A 23,379-nucleotide genomic window follows, 5' to 3' on the forward strand; every position below is an offset into this window, starting at 1 on the left:
CGGGCGCCCGGCCGAGGCTACTTTTCCGTTCGTGACCGATGTCGTTCTGCCCTGCCTCAACGAGGCTCCCGCCCTGGCCTGGCTGCTGCCGCGGATGCCCGCCGGATACCGTCCGATCGTCGTCGACAACGGCTCGACCGACGGCTCGGCCCAGGTGGCCCGCGGCCTCGGCGCCCGGGTCGTCGCGGTGCCGCGGCCCGGCTACGGGGCGGCGGTGCACGCCGGAACGGTCGCCGCCGACCCGGTCGACGGGATCGTCTGCGTGATGGACGCCGACGGCTCGTTCGACCCCGCCGACCTGCCGTCGGTCGCCGACCCGGTCCGCGCGGGCGCCGCCCGGCTGGCGGTGGGCAGGCGCCGGCCGGTCGGCCGCGGTGTGTGGCCGCCGCACGCCCGCCTCGGCAACGCGGTGCTCGCCCGCCGGCTGCGCCGCACCACGGGCCTGCGGGTGCACGACATCGGCCCGATGCGCGCCGCGCGGCGTGACGACCTGCTCGACCTCGGCCTGGTGGATCGCCGCTTCGGGTACCCGCTCGAACTGCTGATCGCCGCGGCCGGCGCGGGCTGGGAGGTCACCGAGGTCGACGTGGCCTACCACCCGCGGGCGGCGGGCACGAAGTCGAAGGTCACCGGCACGATCCGGGGCACCGCGCGGGCGATCCGCGACATGAGCGCGGTGCTCGCCCGATGAGCGCCCAGGTGCTGGTCCTGGCCAAGACGCCGGTGCCGGGCCGGGTCAAGACCCGGCTCTGCCCACCGTGCACTCCCCGGGAGGCCGCCGGGATCGCCGCCGCCGCGCTCGCGGACACCCTGGCCGCCGTCGCCGCCACGCCGGGCGTGCGGCGCCGGCTCGTCGTCGAGGGCGACCACCCGGCGCCGCCGGGCTGGGGCAGGACGGCGCAGCGGGGGACGACGCTCGGCGAGCGACTGGAGAACGCGTACGCCGACACCCGGATCGCCGGCGCGGGGAGCCTGCTGATCGGCATGGACACCCCGCAGGTCGGCGCCGGACTGCTCGCCGCCGCCGTGCGGCGCCTCGGCGAGGACGACGTCGACGCGGTGTTCGGGCCCGCCGAGGACGGCGGCTGGTGGGCCCTGGGCCTCAACGATCCGGCACACGGACGGGTCCTGCGCGACATCCCGACGTCCACTTCGGACACGGGCGCCCTGACCCTTGCCGCGCTGCGTGACCGCGGCCTGCGGATCGCGGAGCTGCCGGCGCTGCGCGACGTCGACACCTTTGTGGACGCGTGTGCGGTCGCCGTGGCGTGTCCCGCGGCCGGCCGCTTCCCGCAGGCCGTTGCGGCGGCGAGATGACCACGGCCGCCCTGACCGTCTTCGACGCGACCATTGCCCGGGCCGGCGCCGGATTCCCGGTCGCGCTGACGGTCACCGACGATCGCGGCGCCCGCCACCGGTTCGATCCCGCCGCCTGGTGCCGAAGCCACCTGCCGGGCGACCGGGGACTCCTGGCCCGCTGCGCCGGGCCGACCCTTGACATCGGGTGCGGCCCCGGCCGGCTGACCGGCGCGCTCAACCGGCTCGGCCACCCGGCGCTGGGCATCGACGTCAGCGCCGCGGCCGTGCGCCTCGCCCGCGCCCGGGGCGCCACCGCCATGCGCCGTGACGTCTTCGGCCACGTACCCGGGCTCGGCCGCTGGCGGCACCTGCTGCTGGCCGACGGCAACATCGGCATCGGCGGCGATCCCGGCGCGCTGCTGCGCCGGTGCCGCGAGCTGCTCGCCCGCGACGGCCGTCTGCACGTCGAGCTGGGGCCGCCCGGCACCCGAAGCTGGGCCGGCGACGCCTGGCTGCACGACGAGGCCGGCAACCCCGGCGCGCCGTTCCGGTGGGCTCAGCTGGCCGCCGGCGAGCTGGCCGCGCTCGCGGAGGCGAGCGCGTTGCGGGTGGAATGCGAATGGACGGAGGCGGACCGATGGTTCGCGACGCTGACCCCGACCTGAGCCGCAAACCGGCGGGCCCGCCACGATCGTTGCCGGCCCGGCTGGCCGAACTGGGCGCGGCGGCGAACCGGTGGGTGCGGGCGCCGCTTCCGCCGCCACCGGCGGCGCTGCGCCGCGGCCCGCTGCGACGGGATGCCTTCGACTCACGCCTGCGCTCGCCGCGGCTGACCAGCCTGCTCGGGCTGGCCCTGGCCGTCGCCTTCGCCGTCTGCTTCCTCACCGGACTGATCAGCCACCTGATCCAGCACCCGCCCGCCTGGTTCTGGTGGCCGTCCCGGCCGGTCGGCCTGTACCGCGTCACCCAGGGCCTGCACGTCGCCACCGGCCTGGCATCGGTGCCGCTGCTCGGCGCGAAACTCTGGTCGGTCTACCCGCGGCTGTTCGGCTGGCCGCCCGCGCGCACCCTCGTCCACGCCGTCGAACGGGCCGGCGTCGCCGTGCTGGTCGCCGCCGCGCTGTTCCAACTGTTCAGCGGCATCCTCAACATCGCCCGCTGGTACACCCCGATGCCGTTCTTTTTCACCGCGGGCCATTACTGGTCGGCGTGGCTGGCGGCCGGTGCCCTGATGGCCCACCTCGGCGTCAAACTCCCGATCGTCCGCCGGGCGCTCGCCCGGGCCACGCCCGACCGGACGCGGCCCGGCGGGCTCACCCGGCGCGGGCTGCTCGGCGCCGTCGGCGCGGCCGCCGGCGTCATCACCCTCGCCACCGCCGGGCAGACCGTCGCCCCGCTCGCGCCGGTCGCGCTGCTCGCACCGCGACGGCCCGGCACCGGTCCGCAGGGGCTGCCGGTCAACAAGACCGCCGCCGGCGCCGGGGTGCGCGACGCCGCCTTCGACCCCGGGTACCGGCTGACCATCGCCGGCCCGGCGCGGACGGTGAGTCTCGACCTGGCCGGGCTGGCCGCGCTGCCGCAGCACACGGTCGTCCTGCCGATCAGCTGCGTCGAGGGCTGGAGCTCGACCGGGACCTGGACCGGCGTGCGGCTGCGTGATCTGGCCGCCCTCGTCGGCGTCGATCCGGAGCACGCCGAGGCCTACGTCGAATCCCTCGAGGCCCGCGGCCGGTACCGGGCCACGACCGTGCCGCCCCCGCACGTCCGGGACCCGTACACGCTCATCGCGCTGCGGCTCGGCGGCGAGGTCCTGCACCCGGACCACGGCTACCCGGCCCGCCTCATCGCCCCGAACCGCCCCGGTGTGCTGCAGACCAAGTGGGTCGCCCGGATCACCGCCCGGAGCGCCTCGTGAAGACCGCCCGGCGCGCGCTCGTCGGTTCCGGCGCGCTCCTCATCGCGTACGCGATAAGCGGCGCACTCGCCGACCGCGACCTCAAGGGCGGCGTGCTGATCTTTCTCGTCGCCGTCCTCGTGGTGCACGACGCACTGCTGCTGCCGCTGTCCATCGGCGTCGGCGTGCTGATCGGCAGGATCGTCCCGCCCCGGCTGCGCACGCCCGTCCGGGTCGCCGCGGTGGTCAGCCTCGCCGTGACGGTGGTGGCGCTGCCGCTGGTGCTGGGCCGCGGCCGGGTCCCCGGCAACCCGTCGATCCTGCCGCTGAACTACGGCCGCGGCCTGCTCGTCGTCTACGCGGCCGTCTGGGCGACGGCCGCCGGGTTCGCCGTCGCCCGGCACCGGCCGCGCCGCCGGTTGCCTCGTCGTAGTAGAAACGGGTGAGGCCGTCGGCGTCGTCCGTGCGTGTCCCACCGAACGGCGAGGGGTGCCCGGTTGAGAGCGGTCGTGTATGAACGGTACGGGCAGCTGGACGTTCTGCGGATCGAGACGATTCCCACGCCGTCTCCCGGCGCCGGCCAGGTGCTCGTCAGGATCGCGGCGACCTCGGTCAACCTCAGCGACTGGGAGACCCTGCGCGGCTCGCCGCTGTATGCACGGATCGGCGGCCTGCGCACGCCCGCCCGCCGGACGCTGGGCTCGGACATCGCCGGATGGGTCGAGGCGGTCGGCCCGGCCGTGACCCGGTTCCAGCCCGGTGACGAGGTGTACGGCGACAACCTCGCCCTCAAGGGCGGCTTCGCCGAGTACGCGATCGCCGCCGAGTCGGCGTTGTCCCGCAAACCCGCGGCCCTGTCCTTCGCCGAGGCGTCGGCGATTCCGCAGGCGGGCGTCATCGCGTGGCAGGGCACCGCCGGCGCCGCGGCCGGGCAGCGGGTCCTGATCAACGGTGCCGGCGGAGGCTCGGGCTCGTTCGCGATCCAGCTGGCCAAGCGGCTCGGCGCCCACGTGACCGGCGTCGACAACGCGGGCAAGCTCGCCTTCATGCGGTCGGTCGGCGCGGACGCGGTGATCGACTATCGCGGCGAGGACTTCACCCGCGGCGAACCGTACGACCTGATTCTGGATCTGGTCGCGCACCGGTCGGTGTTCGCCTACCGCCGGGCGCTGGCACCGGGCGGCCGCTACCGGTGCGTCGGCGGATCGGTCGGTGCGCTGCTGCGGGTGCTGACGGTCGGATCGCCGGCCGGCCTGGTCACGCGGCGGCGGCTGGGCGTGCTCGCGGTCAGGCAGGGGCCGGCGCACTTCGAACCGGTCGCCGACCTCTGCCTGGCGGGTGGCCTCGCCATCCACATCGACAGGACGTTCACCCTCGACGAGGTGCCCGAGGCGCTGGCCCGGGTCGGCGAGGGCAACGCCCTCGGCAAGGTCGTCGTAGCCGTGGCGTGACCACGGCTACGTCCGCCGGCACCGATCAGTTGCCGCCCAGCCGGCCCACCCTGCGGAATCACGCCTTGGTGCCATCCGGATGGGACGGTTCACGGGTGGTCGGCCGGGGGCAGGAAGTCCGGGCCGTACTGGTCGATGAGGGCCCTCAGGGCCTGCATCGTGGCCATGATCTCGCTTCGCCAGTCGCGGTCCGAGGCCGGCTCCTCCGGGTCCGCCGAGCCGTCGAGCACGGTCCACGCGTCGCGCAGCACCCGGTGTGCGTGCTCCTCCTCGGCCCGCCTGCGCAGCTGGTACCGCCAGGTGTCGAGCACGTCGCCGGCGAGGGCGGTCATCTGTTTGAGGTCCCGGACGACCGGCTTCATCTCGTCCTCCACCAGCTTCATGCTCCGGGCCATCGCGGCGTCCGCCTGGCCGAGCTTCGCGCGCAGGGCCGGATCGAGGGCCCGGAGACGCTGCGCCGTGGCCCGGGTCTTCCGCCGTTCGGCGCCGACGGACTGCAGGATGCTCAGCTGCCCCGCGACCGTCAGCAGGGCGCGGGCGGCGGAGCGTTGCAGGTCGGCGAGGTGCACCATCGGCCGGGGACCGCCGGCCTGAAACCGGTGCAGATCCACCAGGATGCCGTCCAGGCTCTCGACGGTCTCCAGGAGCTTGCGAAGCCGCTGCTGCTCGGCGGCGCCGGTCAGCCGGTAGACATCGCCGGTCTGCCGGAGCCGGGCGCGGTCCCTCCGCGCGGAGCCGGTGGTCCGCAGCCGCAGCCAGATGGCGACGGCGAAGGTCAGGACGACGACGATGGCGCCGCCGAGGAAGCCATCCGGTCCGAGACCTGGCACGAACGAGCAGGCCAGCACGAGAACCAGCCCGCAGCAGGCCAGGGCGACCGCGCCGGCGTCCAGCGGCGGCTGCGCGTGACCGCGCACCGCCTCGGCCCACCGCTGCGGGGTGTCTCGATAGACCACCGGCCCGAGTCCCTCGGTCCCGGCGGCCCAGCCATGCACGTGCAGTTCCGTGCCGCGCTGGACGATACGAACCGAATCCAATGTCGCTCGGGCCGGCATGCGAATCATCATCCCAAGAAGCGTCCCGAATCTCGGTCACCCGATCGGGGGCCGCACCACCGGGGGAACAGCCGGCAGCCCGCGGTACCCGGACGGCATCGCCGGCCCACTCCGCGAGCGCCGGCAGGTCCCGCGAAACGCGAAGTTCACTTAAGATCCGCGCCATGCCCGTCGCCCCGGCCCAGCCGTATCCCGATTTCGATCCTGTCGCCGCGTACCCCGTGATGGGCCGGGTGCGCAACGCGCTGGTCGTCCAGGACTGGGCCGCCGTGCGCGCGCTTGTCGACGCGGCGCCGGAATCCGCCGCCCGGACGATGCTGATCCGCTTCGCCGCCACGGTCCCGGACACCGAACGGTTCCTGCGGGACGTGCTGGACCGCGACCCCGATGATTCCGTCGCCGGCGCCATGCTCGGCGGGCGTCTCATCGACGCGGGGTGGGCGGTGCGGACGAGGGCCATGGCCGAGCACGTCAGCGCCGGGCAGTTCCGCGTCTTCCACGAGCACCTGCGCCGCGCCGAGCAGATCCTCATCACCGCGGCGGCCCGCAATCCCGCGGATGTCGCGGTCTGGTGCGAGCGGCTGATCAGCGCCCGGGGCCTCGGGCTGGGGATCTCCGAGGTGCGCCGGCGCTACGACCGCCTGGCCGCGCACGACCCGCACCACCTGCCGGCGCAGTCACAACTCCTGCAGTCGCTGTGTCCGAAGTGGGACGGCACCTGGGAGCAGGTGCACGCCTTCGCCAGGGAGCGGATGCTGGCCGCCCCGAAGGGCGCGAACAACGCCGTCCTGGTCGTCACGGGGCACCTCGAGCGGGCGCTCGGCGACGACGAGAGCCACCTGGCGACCCCGTTCGCCCGCGACGAGGTCCACGAGGCCGCCGCCCGCTCGGTGCTGGACCCGGACTTCCGGCACGACTACGGCTGGGTCGGTGTGCGCAACTCCTTCGCGATGGCGTTCAGCCTCATGGGCGACAACCGGGAGGCGGCGGCACAGTTCAACGCGCTGGACCGCTTCGCCAGCAAGGATCCCTGGGAATACCTCGGCAACCCCGCCGAGGCGTTCGTCCGGCGGCGGGCGCGGGCGTACGCGATCGCGGGTGCGCGATGATCCGCCGCACCGAGATCGACGGCGTGCCGGCGCTGATCGCGCCCACCGCCGGGCCCCTGCAGGCCGGGCTGATGTTCCGGGTCGGCCGGGCCGACGAGACCCTGTCCCGGGCGGGCATCACCCACCTGCTCGAACACCTCGTGCTGCACCCGATGGGCCTCGCCGACTACCACTACAACGGCGCGACCGCGCCGGTCACGACGTACTTCCACATGCAGGGCCCCGAGAAGGACGTCGCGGGCTTCCTGTCGGGGGTGTGCGATGCGCTGAGCGCCCTGCCGCTGGACCGGCTGGAGACCGAGAAGGCGATCCTGCGTACGGAGCACGGCAGTCGGACGCCGCACGTCACCGAGCCGATGGCACTGTGGCGGTACGGTGCCCGGGGCCACGGCCTGATCGGCTATCCGGAGTTCGGGCTGCACATGATCACTCCGGACGACCTGAGCGCGTGGGCCGCCCGATACTTCACCCGGGACAACGCGGTGCTCTGGATCACCGGCAGCGACGTGCCGGCGGGCCTGACCCTGCGGCTGCCGGCCGGCGAGCGCCAAGCCGTGCCGGCCGCGTCGTCGGCGCTGCCGGTCACGCCCGCGTACTTCTCCGGCGGCTCCCGGACCGTGGCGCTGGACGCGGTCGTCCGGCGCCGCACCGCCGCGGGAGTGTTCGCCGGCGTGCTGGAGCGCGAACTGTTCCGCGGGCTGCGCCAGGAGGGCGGCCTGTCCTACACGGCGAGCGCCGACTACAACCCGCGCGGCGACGGGTACGCCGTCGTCACCGCGCTCGCCGACGCGCTGCCGGAGAAGCAGGACGCGGTGCTCGGCGGGTTCATCGACGTCCTGGCCAAGCTGCGGGTCGGCCGGATCGAGCCGGCCGACCTGGCGGCGGTCGTCGCCAGGCGGGCCGACGCCCTGGACAACGCCGAGGTGTCGGCGACCCGGCTGCCGTCGCTCGCGCTGGCCCTGCTCACCGGCGAGCCGCAGCCGTCGGCCGAGGAACTGGCCGCCGAGCTGAGGAACGTGACCGTCGCCGACGTGCACGAGGTCGCCGAGGAGGCGCTGGGCTCGGCGCTGCTGATGGTCCCGGCCGGTCGCAGCGCCGACTGGGCCGGGTTCGCGGCGGCCCCCTCCGTCTCCGACGGCGCGGTGGACGGCCAGGCGTACCGGTCTCTCGAGGGCAGCGACGCGCGGCTGGTGGTCGGCGAGCAGGGCGTCAGCCTGGCCGGCCCGCAGGAGGCGATCACCGTCCGCTTCGACCAGTGCGCGGTCGTGCTGGCCTGGCCGGACGGGTGCCGCACCCTGATCGGCGAGGACGCGATCTCGCTGACCGTCGAGCCGACGCTGTTCGCCGGCGGCGCGGCCGTCCCGCCCGTCATCGACGCGGCCGTCCCGCCGCACCTGCGGGTCGACATGCCCGCGCGCGACCCGTCCTCGATTCCGGTGCCGGACCCGGATCGGTACAGCCGGCCCCCCGGCGTCCGGCCCCTCGGCAGCCGCCTCAGGTTGTGGCAGCGGGCCGGCGTACCCAAGCTCGGGTTCCTGCTGTTGCTCGCCGCCGGACTGACCGTGCTGGGGATCGTCGGCATGGTGACCGGTGCGGGGACGATTCGCGGGCAACTGGTGGCGGTGGCGGGCGGCGGCGTCTGGTCGAGCTATCTCATCCGCAACCTGATTCCCCGCGTCCAGCAGGTGTGGCGAATGCTGGAGTGACCCCCGCCGGCCTGCGCGTGCGCGATGCCCAGCGGGTCAGGCCCGGGCTGAGCAGGCCGGCGGCCGCGAAGAGCGCGGCGGTGGCCGCCCACCCGGCGACCCCGCCGTCCAGGATCAGCAGTGTCAGCAGGGCCGGCCCGGCGGCGCGGACCGCCCCGCCGAGCAGTTGGTCGGCGCCCTGGTAGGCACCGACCGCGTCCGGGTCGGCCAGGTCGTAGGCGAGTCCCGCGCTGCCGACCGAGTGCCACAGGTCGCCGATGGTGTACACCACGGTCGTGAGGAGCAGCAGTACGATCCCGGGAGTGGCGGGCAGGCTGCCGGTCGCGGCGAAGAGCAGCATCGCCGCCGCCAGCACCAGGCCCGCGCGGCGCACGGTCCGGGCCGCCGTCGCCGCCGTGCGGACGCCGCGGCTGAGTCGCACGGCCACCAGCACCGTCAGCGCGGTGTTGATGACCAGAATCGCGGGCACCGCCCCCGCCCCCGCGGCCGTGTGTGACACCACCCAGAGCGGGATGATCAGTGCGAGTATCACCTCGTGCAGCGAGAGCGCCGCCGACGCGGTGCCGACCGCGAGGAAGGGAACGTCCCGCAGTGCCGGCCCGAGCAGACCACGGCGCGGCGTGGCGGCGGCCGGCGCCGGCCGTACGGCGGGCAGGCGCATGACGAGCGCCGCGGAGATCGCATGGGTCGACGCGTTGCCGATCACCAGTAGCCGGTACGCGAGTGGGGTGTCGGCCGTCAGGGCGAGCCCGGCCAGCGCGGCGCCGGCGCCGATGCCGATGTTCGCCACCGCCCGCAGGGTCGCGAACGCCGCCACGCGTCCGCGCGGGCCCGCGATCGCCGCGACCAGGGCGGCGCGGACCGCGAGGTTGCCGGAGGCCAGCAGGGCGTCGAGGCCGGCCACCACGATGAGCGAGGAAGCCCCCCGGGTGAGGTAGAGCGCCGACCCGGCGAGCCAGAGCCCGCTGCCGAGCGTGTTGGCCAGGGTGGCCCAGGACAGCGTCCGCAGGTGCCCGGACGGGGGCAGCGGCGACCAGCTCACGGAAGGCGAAGGACCGCGGCGACCCGCTCCGACGTCACGTCGCCGGTTTCAGGAGGAAGGCGAGGTGTTCGCGGGCGGCGTCCGTGGCCGCGGTGCGGGCGGCGCGCAGCGCGGCCCGGTCGCGTTCGAGGCGGGCCGGCAGCGGGTCGCTGGGCCGCGGCGTCAGCGCGAGCGTGCTCAGGCCGTGGCACCAGCCGTCCCGTACCTGCTGGAGGGTCTCCCGGTAGCGGTGCGGGCGGCCGCGGTAGGCGGCGGCCAGTTCCGGGTTGAGTCGGCGCAGGTAGCGCTCGGCCAGCGCGTCGGCGGGGCCGTAGGCGGGCTGCGTGCCCGGCGGCCGGGTGGCGAGCACCAGGGCGTGGGTCGCGCCGCGGGCGGCGGCGGTGACGACCGGCACGGCCTCCACGATGCCGCCGTCCAGCCAGCGGCGCCCGCGCAGGACGACCGGGTCGCCGCCGAGCAGGGGCAGCGAGCCGGACGCCTGGATGCTGCTGATCAGGTCGGTGCGGTCGGTGAAGCCGGTCAGGGCCTCGGTGCGGCCGGTGTCCACATCGGTGGCGACCATGACGAGCCGGTCGTTCCACGCGCCGCCGGCCGCGGAGCCGACGTCGAAGAGCTGGTCGACGTGGTTGACGATGCGGGAGCCGTCGATGGCGGGGCGGCCGCGGACCAGGCGGCGCACGTCGATGAATTCGGGGGAGGCGAACACCTCGGCGTAGGACTCGGCCATCGCGCCGGCGGCGCCGACCGCGAGGGCGGCGGCGTTGACCGCGCCGGCGGAGGTGCCGACGATCATGTCGATCGACGGCAGCAGGCCCTCCCGCTCGATGACCGCGGCCATCGCGGCGGAGACGATGCCGCGCATGCCGCCGCCCTCGATGACCAGCGCGACCGTCGCGCCGTCGTCGGTGCGGCCGGTGCGGTGGCGCTCGGCGAGAATCTGCTGGACGGTGGCGGTGCGGGTTCGGCCCGCGCGTAGGGCCGGTTCCCCGCCGGGCGCGACGATGGTTCCCTGCGCGACCGCCACCAGGGTCTGTGTTCCGTCGCCGGCGACGGCGTAGACGTCGCAGCGGCAGGCGGCGCGGCGCCCGGCGGCGCGCATGACCGTGCCGTGCGCGCGCAGCGTCGTGCCCCGGGCCGCGGCGAGGTAGTCGATGGTGAGCCCGGAGGTGACCACATCGGGTCCGAGCGCCGCGCCGCCGGCGAAGGCCAGCGCGCAGTCGGCGGCGTAGGCGACGATGCCGCCGTGCACCGCGCCGTGGTGGTTGGTGATCTCGGAGCGGATGTCGAGTTCGACGATGGCGCTGCCCTCACCGAACGAGACCAGCCGGGTGCCGAGCATCCGGGTGACGGACTGGCCGGCGAGGACCCGCTGCGCGGTGGCGAGCTGGGGTGTCGTGGTCATCGGGTCCCTCCGATTGTCAGGTCCTGTGCGCCGAGGGCCCGGAAGCAGAACAGCCGGATCCCGTCCAGCGCACCGGCCTGCGCCTCGGAGGTGGGTTCGGGGCTGTCCGGGCGGATCCAGCCGACCAGGGATTCGGAGATCGCGCCCATGATGGCGGAGGCGGCCAGCCCGGGGTCCTGCGGCACGAAGTCGCCGCCGGCGAGGCCGTCGCGGATGATCTGCTCGCTCAGCTCGGTGTAGCTGCGGCGGTAGACCAGGCGTTCCGCCTCCACCGCCGGGCTGACCGGCTCGAACAGCAGGGCCCAGGCCATCCGGCGGCCCTGCAGCGCCCGGCCGGCGAACGTGCGGATCAGCGCGTTGAGGCGCTCCGGCGCGGGCCGGCCGGTGCCGGACACGGCCACCCGCGCCGTGTCGATCTCGTGGCTAGCGGCGCTGCGGAACACCTCGGCCAGCAGCCAGTCGCGGCTGTCGAAGTACGAGTACACGGACCCGACGCTGGCCTGGCATCGCGCCGCGATCGCGGCGACGGTGGCCGCCTTGAAACCGTCGGTGGCCACCAGCGAGCGGGCCGCGCGGAGCAGCCCGTCCCGCTTGTCCTCGGCGTTCTTCCTGGTCAGCGCGGTCGGCCGGTATGGCATCTGGGAGTCCCCCAAGTTATGAATCCGGATTCAATCCCAAGACAAGGAGTGAACCACGGTTCAGAACAACGGAACCACCCGGGGGTCGGTGTCAGGCGCCGGCCGGATGCGCGGTGTGCCGGGCGGCCTGACGCAGGTCGATGTCCTCGATCATCTCGCGGGCGATCTCCTCGGTCAGCCGCCGCTCCATGACGGCCCTGCCGAGCGCCAGCCGCTGCGCCTCGAAGGAGGCGTCCGGGTCGGTGGCGGGCTCCGCGGACGCCCCGGCCACGATCCGGCGGCCCTGCTCGCGCAGGCCCTCCTCCTCGGCTCGCTCGCCGCTCAGGTCGAACCTCAGCCGCCGGGTCAGCCAGCCGATCGTGGTGCCCTGGGTGAGCAGCGTGCCGAGCGTGACGAGCAGCGCGATCGCCAGGATCGCGTCCCGGCCCGCGACGTCCTTCGGGATGGCGCCGGCCGCGGCCAGGGTGAGGATGCCGCGCATGCCGATCCAGCCGACCAGCAGCGTCTCCTTCTGCGTCGGAGGATCCAGCGGCTCGCCGCCGCCCCGGTTCCGCCGCTGCCTGGCCTGCTCGTAGGCGTTGCGGAAGGATTCGTCCCGCTCGGACCGCCGCTTGATCAGGTGGTTCCGCAGCGTCCACCGTCCGAACAGCAGGTACACCGCCACCAGCCGGAACCCGATCGCCACCACCAGCAGGACGCCGGCCGCCACCAGGGTGCGGACCAGCCCCGGCTCCCGCGAGCCGGCCAGATCCTCGAACACGAACCTCAGTTGCAGGCCGATGTAGGCGAAGACGAACGTCTCCAGCACGAAGTCCAGCACCGGCCAGAAGGACCGCTCCTGCAGCCGGGTGCGGTAGGCGCCCGGGTACTGGTGCCTCGGATCGAGGGTCAGGTTGATGCTGATCGAGAACGCGGCAGTGACCACCGCGAGGATTCCCGACGCTCCCGCCTCCTCGGCGACCAGGAACGCCGTGAACGGCACCAGCAGCACCAGCGCCGTCTCCAGCGTCGGGTTGCCCAGCCGCTTGCGGATCCACAGCGTCATCAGCGCGAACAGGGCGCCGATCCCGATGCCCACCACCGCGTTCCGCAGCAGTTCCAGCGCGCCGTGCTGCCAGGAGGCGTGCTCGCCGCCGACCACGCCGATCGCGATGCTGAACAGGGTGAGCGCGGTCGCGTCGTTGACCAGGCTCTCCCCGGTGAGGATCGAGGTGACGCGCTTGGGCAGCCCGATCTCGTCACCGTGCGACACCGTGGTGATCGTGTCCGGCGGCGCGAGCACCGAGCCGAGCACGAACGCGGCGGCCCCGATCGTCGGCAGCAGCCAGGAGGCGACCAGCCCGAGCAGGCCCGCGGTGAGCAGGACGAGCAGCACCCCGAGCGTGATGATCGCCCGCAGGTTGGCGCCGAACGCCGCGAACGAGGCACCGCGGGTCGCCGAGTAGAGCAGCGGGGGCACCACGACCGCCAGGATGAACTCGCTGTCGAGCTCGAGCCGCGGCACCGCCGGGATGAACGAGGCCGCCGCGGCCAGCACCACGATGATCATGCCCGGCTCGACGTTCCGCTTGCGGGCGATCGCCGACACGGCGATGCCGGCGCCGATGATGATGAGAAGTAGTTGCACTCCGTCCACGATGATCAGGCTAGAGCGTGTCGGCGCCCCACGATCACGACGCCACCGCCGTCGAGCGGGCGCTGCCGGCCCAGGACCGCCGCCGGCGGCACCGCCGGCGGCGGTGCCGCCCGCATGATGGAGAATCGACTGGTGAGCGTGGGTGTCGTGCGCGGCCTGCGCCGCTATGCCGTGAAGTCGATGCTGGGCGAGGAACTCACGCACGGTGATTTCACCGCGCGGGGCCTGCGCGGCGACCGCGCGTTCGCCGTCCTCGACGGCGACGGCGCGGTGGGCAGCGCCAAGCATCCGCGCAAGTGGGGTCCGCTGCTGCGGTGCCGGGGCCGGTGGACCGGCGCCGGCTCCGCCCGGGTGACCCTGCCCGGCGGCGACACCCACGACAGTGGTTCCGCACTGCTCGACGAGCGCCTGTCGGCGCTGCTGGGCCGCCCGGTCTCGCTGTCGGACGCGCCGCCGCGCGACGGACTCCTCGAGCGCGCCGTTCCGGAATACGCCGGGGGCCTGCCCGAGGCGCAGGCGGCCGCCGCCGTCGTGGACGGCACCGGCACGGCGATCACCTCGGGACGGGTCGCGGCCGGCACGTTCTTCGACTTCGGCGCGGTCCATCTGGTCACCACCGGCAGCCTGGACACCCTGCGTACGCACAACCCGGGCGCCGATTTCGACCCGCGCCGCTTCCGCCCGAACCTGATCGTCGGCACCGCGTCCACAGTGTTCCATCCCGAGGACGGCTGGCTGGGCGCGACGCTGCGGATCGGCGGCGCCGCGTTCGCGGTGGTGGCGCCGACGCCGCGCTGCGTGGTGCCGACGCTGGCCCAGCACGAGCTGCCCGCCGATCCGGGCATCATGCGTACGGTCGCCCGCGAGCACCGGATCGACGTGTTCGACCTCGGGGCGCTGTCGTGCGTCGGTGTCTATCTGTCGGTGGTGGAGCCGGGCGTCGTCCGGGTCGGCGACGAGGTCCTGGTGACCCGGGGCTGATCATATAGTTGGCCGATGTCACAGAAGAGGCCGACGCTTGCCGATGTCGCCGCCGAGGCGGGTGTGTCCATCACCGCGGCCTCCCGGGTCATCAACGACGCGCCCGGTGTGTCCCCGCGCACCCGCGAGCACGTCAAGCAGGTGATCACACGGCTGGGATACCGGCCCGATCCGGTCGCTCAGGCCCTGGCGTTCGGCCACGGCAACGTGGTCGAACTCGTCGTGGTCGACGACGCGGCGACGTTCGGCAACAGCCCGTACTACGGCCGGGTGACCGCCGGGATCCTGCAGGAGTTGTCCGGCGGCAACGCCCAGTTGCGCGTACACGTGGTCGACGAATCCGGCGTGTCCACCCTGCTGGCCAGGATCGCGGACACGGTGAGCCTGGGTGCCCTGCTGCTCAATGTGTCCCCGGCGGTCGCGGCTGAGTTCTACGCCCGCTGCGACCGGGTGGTGTCGATGGGCCCGTCCGCGCCGGGCGTCCCGCGATCGGCAAGTTCCGCCGGGAGGCCGGGTACGAGCTGACCCTGCGCCTGCTTGCCGAGCATCCGGGCGTCGACGCGATCTTCGTCGGCTGCGACGTGATGGCGACCGGCGCGATGCAGGCGCTCGCCGACATCGGCCGGCGGGTGCCGCGGGACGTGGCGGTGGTGGGTTTCGACGACAGCGTGATCGCGGTCTGCACCACCCCGCCGTTGTCGTCGGTGCATCAGCCGGTCGAGGAGATGGCGGCGGCCGCCACCCGGGCGCTGGTGCGCCGGCAGCTCGCCCCGCACTGGCGGTGCGTGTTCCCGGCCGCCCTGCAGGTGCGGCAGAGCTCCGTCGACACGCGTTAGCCGTCGAGGAGCACCAGCTCCAGCAGGCCGAGCTGGGCCGGGTCGGCCACGACGTCGACACCGGCGATGCGGTCGCCGACGATGACGAACCCGAGCGCGATCCTGGTCTGGCCGTCGAGCACGACGACGGCACCCGCCGCGCCGTCGATCTCGGCCGGCACGGCGCCCTGCGCGCGCCCGGCGAAGAACCGCGCGACGACCTCGGCGCCGTGCGACTCGCCGGCCGAACCCATCCGGGCGGCCGTCTCGTCGGCGCGCATGACGACGTCCGGGTCGAGCAGTTGCAGCAGCGTGGCCATCTCCCCGCCGCGGGACGCCGCGAGGAACGCGTCGACGATCGCCCGGCGGCGTGAGGCGTCCGCCGGCCCGTCCGGCGAGCCGTTCCGCACCCGGCGGCGGGCCCGGCTGGCGAGCTGCCGCGCGGCGGCCGGGCTGCGCCCGACCACGACGGCGATCTCCTCGAACGAGACGGCGAACATGTCGTGCAGCACGAACGCGAGCCGCTCGGTCGGCGTGAGGGTGTCGAGGACCACCAGCAACGCCGTCCCGATCGAATCGGCGAGCATCGCCTCCTGCTCCGGGCCGGCGTCGCCGGCCGGCGGCTCGCCGCCGAGCTCGTGCAGCGGCTCCTCGCGCCGGCCGGTGCGCGACCGCAGCAGGTCCAGGCAGATCCGGCCGACGACCGTGTTCAGCCACGCGGGGAGGTTGTCCACCCGGTCGGTGCCGGTCCGGCTCAGCCGCAGCCAGGCCTCCTGAACGGCGTCCTCGGCCTCGGCCCCGGAGCCCAGCATCCGGTACGCGATGGCGCGCAGCCGAGGCCGATGCGGCTCGAACCGCTCGGCGAGAACCTCGTCGCCCATGCCCGCCGCCTCCTTGTTGTGACGGGCGCCACAGTCGTCACACCGTCGCGCCGCGATCCGTCCCACCCATGACGGAACGAACCGTCAGGATGTGACAGGAGACCATCATGCAGGCACGGATGACCAACCCGGCGACGCTTCTTCCCGACGCCGTCAAGGCGATCAATCTGCTCTACAAGGCCGCGCATTCCGCGGGCGTGCCCGAAAGCACCCTGGAGCTGGTCCACCTGCGCGCCAGCCAGATCAACGGCTGCAGCGCCTGCGTGGACTCCGGTGCCCGCAGCGCCAGGAAGAACGGCGAAACCGACGACCGGCTCTTCGCCGTCGCGGTCTGGCGCGAGACGCCGTACTTCACCGACGCGGAGCGCGCCGCGCTCGCCCTGTCCGAGGCCGCCACCCGCCTCGCCGACCGCGGCGACGCCGTGCCGGACGACATCTGGGACGCCGCCGCCGGGCACTTCACCGAGCCGGAGCTCGCCGCGATCGTGCTGTGGATCGCCACCACCAACTTCTTCAACCGCCTGAACGCCACGACCCGCCAGCCGGCTCCGCAGTCCTGGGGCTGAGCCGGCCCGCCGTAGCGGCACTCATGCGTCGAGGACCTCCAGGGCAACGGTGAGCGCGGCCTCGCGCAGCTCGTCCTCGTCGCCGTCCTCCACCGTGGCGGACAGGGCCACGGTCTGCAGGGCGGCGACGGCGGTGCGGGCGCGGGTCCGGCTGAGCAGGGTCGAGTCCGGCCCGGCGAGGGCGTCCAGCAGGCGCAGGTGTGACGTGCGGAGGTCGGCGCCGACGGGGAGGTTGCTGATCTCGGTGTAGTTCTGCCGGACCAGCCGGGTGAGGTCGACGCCCCAGGCGGCCTGGTGGTCGGCGAGCCGGCGCAGCAGGCGCTCGCGGCCGGCCCGGGTCGCCGGCCGCGGGTCGGCGTCGTCGAGCAGGCCGTCGAGGCCGTCGAGGTAGCCGCGCAGGATGCCGGTGACGATGTCTTCCTTGGTCTTGTAGTGGAAGTACAGCGCGGCCTTGGTCACGTCGAGCTGCTCGGCGATCTCGCGCAGCGAGGTGTTGGCGTAGCCCCGCTCGGCGAACAGGCGCAGGGCGACGGCCAGGATCCGGTCACGGGTGTCGGTGCGGCGGCTGTCGACGCCGTCGTTTCGCAGTGCCATGTGTGTGCTGCCTCCCATAAGCAGTAGATAACTTGCCGTGCGGCTAGTCAAATTTCTAAGCTGAATACCTAGCCGGTCGACCAGCAAGTTGGAAGTGGCCGGAGCAAGACGAGATCAGAGAGGCCGGTGGCCTGTGACGAAGCCTGCAGAGGCGCCCACGGCGGAGCCCACTACGGTGGGGCTGGGATTCACCCACCGCCAGATCCTGGTGACGATGAGCGGTCTTGTGATCGCCATGCTGCTCGCCCAGCTCGACAACATGATCGTCGCGCCCGCGCTGCCGACGATCGTCGGTGAACTCGGTGGCCTGCAGCACCTGGCCTGGGTCACCACGGGCTACATCCTGGCGAGCACGATCGCGACACCGATCTGGGGCAAGCTCGGCGACCTCTTCGGGCGGCGGATCACCTTCGTCTCGGCGATCCTGGTCTTCCTGATCGGCTCCGCCCTCTGCGGCGTGGCACAGAACATGCCGGAGCTGGTCGGCTTCCGGGCGCTGCAGGGTCTCGGCGCGGGTGGCCTGATCGTCGGCGTGCTGTCGATCGTCGGCGAGATGATTCCGCCCCGGGACCGCAGCAAGTACCAGGGCATCATGATGGCGGTCATGCCGGTCGCGATGATCGGTGGCCCGCTGATCGGTGGCTTCATCACCGACCACGTGTCGTGGCGCTGGGCGTTCTACGTGAACCTGCCGCTGGGCGCGATCGCGCTGGTGGTCAGCTGGATCACCCTCGCGAAGCTGCCCCGGGGCACGGGCCGCGCGCGTATCGACTGGCTCGGCACCGGCCTGCTGACCGTGTGGATCACCTCGCTGGTGCTCATCACGAGCTGGGGCGGCACCGAGTACGACTGGGCCTCGCCGCAGATCCTCGGACTCGCCGCCCTCACGATCGTCGGCCTGATCGCGTTCATCGTGGTGGAACGCCGCCAGCCCGAGCCGATCATGCCGCTGCGGGTGTTCAAGAACCGCAACTTCAGCCTGGCCGGCGGCATCGCCTTCATCTCCGGCTTCGCACTCTTCGGCGCCATCGGCTACCTGCCGCAGTACCAGCAGTTCGTGCAGGGCGCGTCGGCGACCAACAGCGGCCTGCTGCTGATGCCGATGATGATGGCCGTGATGGTGGTCAGCATCCTCGTCGGCCAGGTGATCAGCCGGACCGGGCGCTACCGGATCTTCCCGATCATCGGCTCGATCGTGGTGGCCGCCGGGATGTTCCTGTTCTCCACGGTCGACGTCGGCACGTCGACGTTCGTCACCGCGGTGTACATGGTGGTGCTCGGCGTCGGGATGGGCGGCATCATGCAGACCAGCACCCTGATCGCCCAGAACAGCCTCGAGCTGCGCGACATGGGCGCCGGCACCGGAGTGTCGACCTTCCTGCGCAACATGGGCGGCTCGCTCGGCGTGTCCGTCCTGGGCGCCGTCTACGCACACAACCTCACCGACTCGCTCAGCCACTCGGGGGCCGCGGCCGGCGGGAGTCCCTCGACCTCCTCGATGACCCCGCACCTGCTGCGCACCCTGCCGCAGGCCGTGCAGCAGGTCTTCGAGCGGGCCGTCACCGACGGCATCGACACCCTGTTCCTCTGGGGAAGCGTCGTGGCCGCCGTCGGCATCGTCGTGGCGGTGTTCGTCAAGCACGTGCCGCTGCGGGGCGGCAGGCCCGTCGCCGAGCCGGCCGCGAAGCCGACCGAGACGAAGGAAGAAGTGCTGGTCGGCTGACCCGGCCGATTCCGATCGCAGTCGTGGGGCGCCACCCGTTCAGGGGGCGCCCCACAAACCTGTGCGGCGCCAGCACGCTAGTTTTCTCGGATGAGTCTCCTCGATGACGTGGCGAAGCGTGACGGCTGGCGATGCTGGGTGTGCGACGAGCCGGTCGACGCCGACATGTCGGTGAACGACCCGCGCGGCCCCAGCGTCGACAGCCGCACCGCCGACCGGAAGGCCAAGGTCGCCGAGCGGCTCGCGCACCGCGCCTGCAACACCCGCAAGGGCGCGGTCAAGGTCGTCATCGCCTGGCCGGACCGGCTGCACGTGGTGGAGCCCGCCCCGCTGATCACCGTCGCCGAGCGCCTCGAACGCAAGGGCGGCCGCGAGCTGGTCGCCCGCTGCCCCAGCCGCAAGGACGCCCAGGAGGCGGCGGACTGGCTGGTCGACCGGTTCTCCCGGCTGGTGCCCGGACTGCCGGTGACCGCGAGCGTCGACGCGGGCGGCGGCCAGTTCCTCGTCGCCCTGTCCACCGGCCGCCGCTGAACGCCCCCATGTCGACCGAGCCGGTGCACCACGACATGCATGACGCCAAGACCCACCTGGCGCGCGTCACCGACCGGGCGGGCAACCCGGTGGCGGGATCGTGCCGTCGGTGCGGCGGGTCAACCGCATCGCGGTCGGCTCCCTCGCCGGACAGTTGGACCTGTCGGGAGACTGGGACTCACCCCGGACCAACGCCGACATCGCCGCGGGCTTCGGTATCGGCGAATGAGTGTGATGGCCGTGACGGTAGCCCGGGCGGGTGCGTTCAGTCCTGGGTGCTGGTGGTGAGCAGGTAGTCGTCGGCGCCGGCGTTCCATTTGAGGTCGACGACGCCGCCGGTCGCCGCCGCCTTGCAGAACTGCAGGAAGCTGCGGTAGCCGAGCTTCTTCTCGCTGAAGTCGGGCGCCACCTTGCGTACCTGGTTCTTGAGGCCGGAGAGCGCCGTCGACCCGTCGCTGCCGGCGAGGTCGAAGACCACCGTGCGCAGCAGCGCGAACGCGGCCTCCCGGTCGCCGTGCTCCGGAAGCGTGACCTCGGGATCGCCCTTCGCCGAGCTCGGCGTCAGCTCGACCACGTTGTGCCCGACGAGGTGGCGGAGCAGCTCGCCGAAGGCGCGGAACCCGTAGTCCGCCTCGTTGAAGGTGGGGTCCTTGCGGAGCAGGGTCCGCTTGATCGTCGAGGCGGTCACCGCGCCGCTCGAACTGCGCTGCAGGCCGGCGACGGTCTGCGCGACCAGCGCGGCGAGCGTGTCGACGTCACGCATGGGCGCTTCCGCGGCCGGCTGGGGCTCCGGCGCCGCAGCCGGGGGCGGGCTGACCGGGCGGGTCTGCCGGACCCGGGCCGGCGGGATCTCGACGCCCTCGAGGCGGTCGTAGTAGAGGAACTCGTCGCAGGCCGGCGGCAGCAGCGCGGAGGTCGATTTCTCGACGCCGACCCCGATGACGCGCTTGTTGAGCTCGCGGAGCTTGTGCACCAGCGGGGTGAAGTCGCTGTCGCCGGTGCAGAGCACGAAGGTCGAGATGTACGCCCGCTCGAAGGCCACCTCCAAGGCGTCCACCACCATTTTGATGTCGGCGGCGTTCTTGCGCGAGGCGCCCATCCGCTGGGGGATGTCGATGAGCTCGACGTGCGAGCGGGTGAGCATCCGGCGGTCCTGGTCGAAGTAGGACCAGTCCGCGTACGCCCGGCGCACCACGACGCGTCCCCGCTCGGCGAGCGCGTCGGCGACGGGGCGGAGCTCGAACGGTATGCCGCCGAGGTGGTCGCGCGCGCTGATCGCCAGGTTCTCGTAGTCAAGGAACAGGGCGATGCGTTCTTCTTGATCCACGCAGGTCAGCCTACGCGCGCCGGCCCACGAGCAGGCGCAGTGATCCGATGAACCAGGGCTGGGCGCGCAGGTGGCCGTGGCGGGTGTCCCAGGCGCCGGAGTCGAGGTCGGCGCGCAGCCGGTCGACGGCCCGGGTGGCGGCCGCGTCGTCGACGAAGCTCCAGGCGGATTGCGCGGCACGGACCCGCGGGTCGAGGAACCGCTCGGGGCGGGCGTAGTAGGCCTCGGTGAAACCGTCGACGCAGTCGATCGGGATCGGCACCGCGATGACCTCGGTGCCGGCCCCGATCGCGGCCGCGATGGTGGCGATCGGGGGATACCGGCGGCGTTCCACCGCCATGAGTTCCGGGGCGTACTCGGCCAGCCAGAGCCGGTCCAGGGCGTCGCCGTCGAAGGTCAGCACCGCCACCGGGCCGCGGGCGACCCGGCGCAGCTCGGCCAGCCCGCGGCCGGGGTCCGGCCACTGGTGCACGGTCACGGTCGCCATCGCCGCGTCGAAGCTGTCGTCGTCGAACGGCAGGTGCTCCGCGGTGGCGTCCAGCGCCGGTGCCGCCGTTGCCGGCCGCTGGGCGCGCATCCGGGCCGAGGGTTCGACCGCGAGGACGTAACGGTCGGCGGGCTCGTAGGAGCCGGCGCCGGCGCCGACGTTCAGGACCGTCCGGGCCGGGCCCAGCGCCGCGTGGATCAGCGCCGCGATCCGGGGGTCGGGGCGCCGCTGTGCCGCGTAGTCGTGGCCCCTGGTCTCGTAGTCGAAGTCGCCGCTCGATGCCCTGATCATGCGATGACGCTAAACCCGCACCCGGGGGTACAGGTCAAGGCCTTTCCCGTACCCGGGGGTGCGGGTTTAGGGTCGCCGCATGCGGGTGGGTGAGCTGGCGCGCCGGACCGGGACCACGATCCGGGCGCTGCGGTACTACGAGTCGGCGGGGCTGGTCGTGCCCCGGCGGCTGGGTAACGGCTACCGCGAGTACGACCCGATCGCGGTGCGCCTGGTCGAGCAGATCCGCGAGCTGACGGCGCTGGGCCTCAGCGTCGAGGAGACCCGCCCGTTCGTCGAGTCCATCGCCGACGGATCCGACGACGCAGGCGTGTGCGCCGCGGCGCTGGCGACCTACCGCAGCACCATCACCGGCCTGGAGGAACGCATCGGCAGGCTGACCTCCCAGCGTGACGCCCTCGATGCCCGCCTCGACGACGCCGCCGCCGGCCTGGTCGCGACCGGCGGGCCGGCCCGCGGCGCGGACCCCGCCGCCCTGGTCGGCGGCCCGCTGCCGCCGCTCGGCTTCTGCGCCACCGACGGGCGGCCGGTCGAGCTCGGCGCGCTGGGCCCCGGGCGCAGCGTCATCTTCGTCTACCCGCTGACCGGGCGGCCCGGCGTCGACCTGCCCAACAGCCTGCTGGAGATCCACGGCGCGCTGGCCGGCACCGAGCAGGCCGCCTGGTTCCGCGACCACCACGCCGAGATACTCGCCGCCGGTGCGGACCGCGTCTACGGGCTGTCCGCGCAGTCGGCCGGCTATCAGCGCGAGCTCGTGCACCGGCTGCGGCTGCCGTACCCGCTCCTCCCGGACCCGCGGATGACCCTGGCCGGGGGGCTCGGCCTGCCGACGTTCACGGCGGGCGACATGATCCTGTACGAGCGGCTGACGCTCGTCGTCCTCGACGGCGTGGTCGAGCACGTCTTCCACCCGATCCCGGAACCCTCGTCGCACGCCCTGGACGTCCTGCGCTGGCTCACCCAGCGCCGGTGTTCAGAGTGAGCCCCACTGCCGGGCCCGGTCGAGCAGCCGGCGGTGCACCGCCGCGATGCTCGGGTCGCGTTGCCGTCCGGCGGCGACCGCCAGATAGATGGTGTTGAGCGGCTCGACCTGCGGGCGGTGCAGCTCCAGCACGGAGCCGGCGCCCAGCGCCGCCTCGGCCAGGAAGTGGGGCAGGACGGAGACCCCGGCGCCGGCGATCACCGCGGCGAGGACCGCCCGCAGGTCCGGTGCCGTCATGACCACCTCGTTGGGCGGGCGGCGGCCGAACTCGGAACGCCAGTAGCGGCGCACGATCGGCAGGTCCTCCGCGTACGCGACGAGCGGCAGGTGGGCCAGCGCCCGTACCGGATCGGCGGCCAGCGTGACCGGGTCGACGGTCCGGGCCAGCGACGGGGGCCCGAGCAGCACGAACTGCTCGTCGATGAGCGGCGTCGCGAGCAGGCCGCGGGCCGTCGGCCGGATCGCGGAGACGACCAGGTCGAGTTCGCCGCGGGCGAGCGCGGCCAGCAGGTCGGCGGCGAGGCCGAAGCTCGCCCGGACCCGCAGGCCGCGCTCGACCAGCGGGGTCAGCGCGGGCAGGATGCGGGCGGTCATGCCCTCGGCGGGGCCGCCGATCCGGATCGGGCCGAGCGGATCGGGTCCCGGGTCGCCGGCCGCGAGGGCCTGGCGCAGCGCGTCGAGGTGCGGCCCCGCGCGGCGGGCGAGGTCGTCGGCGCGGTCGGTCGGGGTGGCGCCGCGCGGGGTGCGCACGAACAGGGGCGCGCCGACGTCGCGCTCGAGCCGGGCGAGCTGACCGCTGATCGCGGGCTGGCTGACGCCGCGGATGCCGGCGGCCGCGGACAGCGAGCCGGTGCGGTAGATGTCCAGGAAGACCGCGAGCAGATCAAGATCCATGACACCGCCCGATATAAGAATCCTTATAGCCGTTCGCAACGATAGCGATAGTTTCCATTGAGGGGCGGGCACCTG

At 73.6% G+C, this 23,379-nt stretch carries 25 protein-coding genes and 1 pseudogene; 16 read left to right on the plus strand and 10 right to left on the minus strand.

Annotation, left to right across the window (positions count from 1 at the left end; all coding sequences use genetic code 11):
* Positions 1 to 31: 31 nt before the first annotated feature.
* From AB0F10_RS18620 to AB0F10_RS18645, 6 genes are read left to right on the plus strand one after another with little or no spacing between them, the layout of a single operon-like run.
* Positions 32 to 691 carry a glycosyltransferase family 2 protein gene (locus AB0F10_RS18620; protein ID WP_360625970.1) on the plus strand — a complete coding sequence of 220 codons (660 nt, stop codon included), beginning with the start codon at positions 32 to 34 and terminating at the stop codon, positions 689 to 691.
* The gene (locus AB0F10_RS18625; RefSeq protein ID WP_360625973.1) at positions 688 to 1,317 is read left to right on the plus strand and encodes a DUF2064 domain-containing protein; all 630 of its coding nucleotides are present in this window, start codon (positions 688 to 690) and stop codon (positions 1,315 to 1,317) included. Before AB0F10_RS18620 ends, AB0F10_RS18625 begins: the two co-directional genes overlap by 4 nt.
* A complete protein-coding gene (locus AB0F10_RS18630; protein ID WP_360625976.1) occupies positions 1,314 to 1,964 on the plus strand; it encodes a methyltransferase domain-containing protein in 651 nt (216 codons plus the stop codon). Before AB0F10_RS18625 ends, AB0F10_RS18630 begins: the two co-directional genes overlap by 4 nt.
* On the plus strand, positions 1,937 to 3,214 hold the full coding sequence (locus tag AB0F10_RS18635; protein WP_360625979.1) for a molybdopterin-dependent oxidoreductase: 1,278 nt from the start codon (positions 1,937 to 1,939) through the stop codon (positions 3,212 to 3,214). Before AB0F10_RS18630 ends, AB0F10_RS18635 begins: the two co-directional genes overlap by 28 nt.
* Positions 3,211 to 3,639: a hypothetical protein gene (locus AB0F10_RS18640; protein WP_360625982.1), complete on the plus strand. Its 429-nt coding sequence runs from the start codon at positions 3,211 to 3,213 to the stop codon at positions 3,637 to 3,639. The genes AB0F10_RS18635 and AB0F10_RS18640 overlap by 4 nt, the downstream gene beginning before the upstream one ends.
* Before the next feature lie 51 nt (positions 3,640 to 3,690).
* Positions 3,691 to 4,644 (plus strand): NAD(P)-dependent alcohol dehydrogenase, encoded by a 954-nt coding sequence (locus tag AB0F10_RS18645; RefSeq protein ID WP_360625985.1) that lies wholly within the window; start codon positions 3,691 to 3,693, stop codon positions 4,642 to 4,644.
* An 89-nt stretch (positions 4,645 to 4,733) separates the two neighbouring features.
* Here AB0F10_RS18645 and AB0F10_RS18650 read toward each other — a convergent pair whose 3' ends face one another.
* Positions 4,734 to 5,699 carry a hypothetical protein gene (locus tag AB0F10_RS18650; RefSeq protein ID WP_360625988.1) on the minus strand — a complete coding sequence of 322 codons (966 nt, stop codon included), beginning with the start codon at positions 5,697 to 5,699 and terminating at the stop codon, positions 4,734 to 4,736.
* 164 nt (positions 5,700 to 5,863) lie between these two features.
* Between AB0F10_RS18650 and AB0F10_RS18655 the strand changes: the two genes are divergently transcribed.
* A complete protein-coding gene (locus tag AB0F10_RS18655; RefSeq protein WP_360625991.1) occupies positions 5,864 to 6,808 on the plus strand; it encodes a hypothetical protein in 945 nt (314 codons plus the stop codon).
* Complete coding sequence (locus AB0F10_RS18660; protein ID WP_360625994.1) at positions 6,805 to 8,514, plus strand: insulinase family protein; 1,710 nt, start codon at positions 6,805 to 6,807, stop codon at positions 8,512 to 8,514. Before AB0F10_RS18655 ends, AB0F10_RS18660 begins: the two co-directional genes overlap by 4 nt.
* On the opposite strand, the gene AB0F10_RS18665 is transcribed toward AB0F10_RS18660, so the two are convergent.
* The 4 genes from AB0F10_RS18665 to AB0F10_RS18680 form a co-directional block, all read right to left on the minus strand.
* Positions 8,462 to 9,556 carry an MFS transporter gene (locus AB0F10_RS18665; RefSeq protein ID WP_360625997.1) on the minus strand — a complete coding sequence of 365 codons (1,095 nt, stop codon included), beginning with the start codon at positions 9,554 to 9,556 and terminating at the stop codon, positions 8,462 to 8,464. The genes AB0F10_RS18660 and AB0F10_RS18665 overlap by 53 nt on opposite strands.
* Before the next feature lie 34 nt (positions 9,557 to 9,590).
* Complete coding sequence (locus tag AB0F10_RS18670) at positions 9,591 to 10,958, minus strand: patatin-like phospholipase family protein (protein WP_360626000.1); 1,368 nt, start codon at positions 10,956 to 10,958, stop codon at positions 9,591 to 9,593.
* The gene (locus AB0F10_RS18675) at positions 10,955 to 11,596 is read right to left on the minus strand and encodes a TetR family transcriptional regulator (protein ID WP_360626003.1); all 642 of its coding nucleotides are present in this window, start codon (positions 11,594 to 11,596) and stop codon (positions 10,955 to 10,957) included. Before AB0F10_RS18675 ends, AB0F10_RS18670 begins: the two co-directional genes overlap by 4 nt.
* A 91-nt stretch (positions 11,597 to 11,687) precedes the next feature.
* Positions 11,688 to 13,223, minus strand: a complete 1,536-nt coding sequence (locus tag AB0F10_RS18680) for a sodium:proton antiporter (protein WP_360626006.1) — start codon at positions 13,221 to 13,223, stop codon at positions 11,688 to 11,690.
* 123 nt (positions 13,224 to 13,346) lie between these two features.
* On the opposite strand from AB0F10_RS18680, the gene AB0F10_RS18685 reads away from it, so the two are divergent.
* Genes AB0F10_RS18685 through AB0F10_RS18695 form a run of 3 tightly spaced genes read left to right on the plus strand, consistent with a single transcriptional unit; the run spans position 13,347 to position 15,049 of the window.
* The gene (locus tag AB0F10_RS18685) at positions 13,347 to 14,213 is read left to right on the plus strand and encodes an MOSC domain-containing protein (protein WP_360626009.1); all 867 of its coding nucleotides are present in this window, start codon (positions 13,347 to 13,349) and stop codon (positions 14,211 to 14,213) included.
* A gap of 15 nt (positions 14,214 to 14,228) precedes the next feature.
* On the plus strand, positions 14,229 to 14,738 hold the full coding sequence (locus AB0F10_RS18690) for a LacI family DNA-binding transcriptional regulator (RefSeq protein WP_360626012.1): 510 nt from the start codon (positions 14,229 to 14,231) through the stop codon (positions 14,736 to 14,738).
* 8 nt (positions 14,739 to 14,746) lie between these two features.
* Positions 14,747 to 15,049 carry a substrate-binding domain-containing protein gene (locus tag AB0F10_RS18695; protein ID WP_360626058.1) on the plus strand — a complete coding sequence of 101 codons (303 nt, stop codon included), beginning with the start codon at positions 14,747 to 14,749 and terminating at the stop codon, positions 15,047 to 15,049.
* Here the strand turns inward: AB0F10_RS18695 and AB0F10_RS18700 are convergent.
* A complete protein-coding gene (locus AB0F10_RS18700) occupies positions 15,046 to 15,909 on the minus strand; it encodes a sigma-70 family RNA polymerase sigma factor (RefSeq protein ID WP_360626015.1) in 864 nt (287 codons plus the stop codon). The genes AB0F10_RS18695 and AB0F10_RS18700 overlap by 4 nt on opposite strands.
* Before the next feature lie 107 nt (positions 15,910 to 16,016).
* Between AB0F10_RS18700 and AB0F10_RS18705 the strand changes: the two genes are divergently transcribed.
* Positions 16,017 to 16,475 (plus strand): carboxymuconolactone decarboxylase family protein, encoded by a 459-nt coding sequence (locus AB0F10_RS18705; protein ID WP_360626018.1) that lies wholly within the window; start codon positions 16,017 to 16,019, stop codon positions 16,473 to 16,475.
* Between the two features lie 21 nt (positions 16,476 to 16,496).
* On the opposite strand, the gene AB0F10_RS18710 is transcribed toward AB0F10_RS18705, so the two are convergent.
* A complete protein-coding gene (locus AB0F10_RS18710) occupies positions 16,497 to 17,069 on the minus strand; it encodes a helix-turn-helix domain-containing protein (protein ID WP_360626021.1) in 573 nt (190 codons plus the stop codon).
* Between the two features lie 175 nt (positions 17,070 to 17,244).
* Between AB0F10_RS18710 and AB0F10_RS18715 the strand changes: the two genes are divergently transcribed.
* The 3 genes and pseudogenes from AB0F10_RS18715 (at position 17,245) to AB0F10_RS18725 (ending at position 19,552) form a co-directional block, all read left to right on the plus strand.
* A complete protein-coding gene (locus AB0F10_RS18715) occupies positions 17,245 to 18,792 on the plus strand; it encodes an MDR family MFS transporter (protein ID WP_360626061.1) in 1,548 nt (515 codons plus the stop codon).
* A gap of 90 nt (positions 18,793 to 18,882) precedes the next feature.
* On the plus strand, positions 18,883 to 19,323 hold the full coding sequence (locus AB0F10_RS18720; RefSeq protein ID WP_360626024.1) for a hypothetical protein: 441 nt from the start codon (positions 18,883 to 18,885) through the stop codon (positions 19,321 to 19,323).
* A gap of 8 nt (positions 19,324 to 19,331) precedes the next feature.
* Positions 19,332 to 19,552 (plus strand): annotated as a pseudogene (locus AB0F10_RS18725) (prevent-host-death protein).
* 36 nt (positions 19,553 to 19,588) lie between these two features.
* Here AB0F10_RS18725 and AB0F10_RS18730 read toward each other — a convergent pair.
* A complete protein-coding gene (locus AB0F10_RS18730) occupies positions 19,589 to 20,650 on the minus strand; it encodes a PIN domain-containing protein (protein WP_360626027.1) in 1,062 nt (353 codons plus the stop codon).
* A 10-nt stretch (positions 20,651 to 20,660) separates the two neighbouring features.
* Positions 20,661 to 21,428 carry a class I SAM-dependent methyltransferase gene (locus AB0F10_RS18735; protein ID WP_360626030.1) on the minus strand — a complete coding sequence of 256 codons (768 nt, stop codon included), beginning with the start codon at positions 21,426 to 21,428 and terminating at the stop codon, positions 20,661 to 20,663.
* 79 nt (positions 21,429 to 21,507) lie between these two features.
* On the opposite strand from AB0F10_RS18735, the gene AB0F10_RS18740 reads away from it, so the two are divergent.
* Positions 21,508 to 22,410, plus strand: a complete 903-nt coding sequence (locus tag AB0F10_RS18740; RefSeq protein ID WP_360626033.1) for a MerR family transcriptional regulator — start codon at positions 21,508 to 21,510, stop codon at positions 22,408 to 22,410.
* Here AB0F10_RS18740 and AB0F10_RS18745 read toward each other — a convergent pair.
* On the minus strand, positions 22,402 to 23,304 hold the full coding sequence (locus AB0F10_RS18745; protein WP_360626036.1) for a LysR family transcriptional regulator: 903 nt from the start codon (positions 23,302 to 23,304) through the stop codon (positions 22,402 to 22,404). The genes AB0F10_RS18740 and AB0F10_RS18745 overlap by 9 nt on opposite strands.
* Between the last annotated feature and the right edge of the window lie 75 nt (positions 23,305 to 23,379).

This window comes from Actinoplanes sp. NPDC026623, assembly GCF_040638275.1.
Classification (GTDB): Bacteria; Actinomycetota; Actinomycetes; order Mycobacteriales; family Micromonosporaceae; genus Actinoplanes.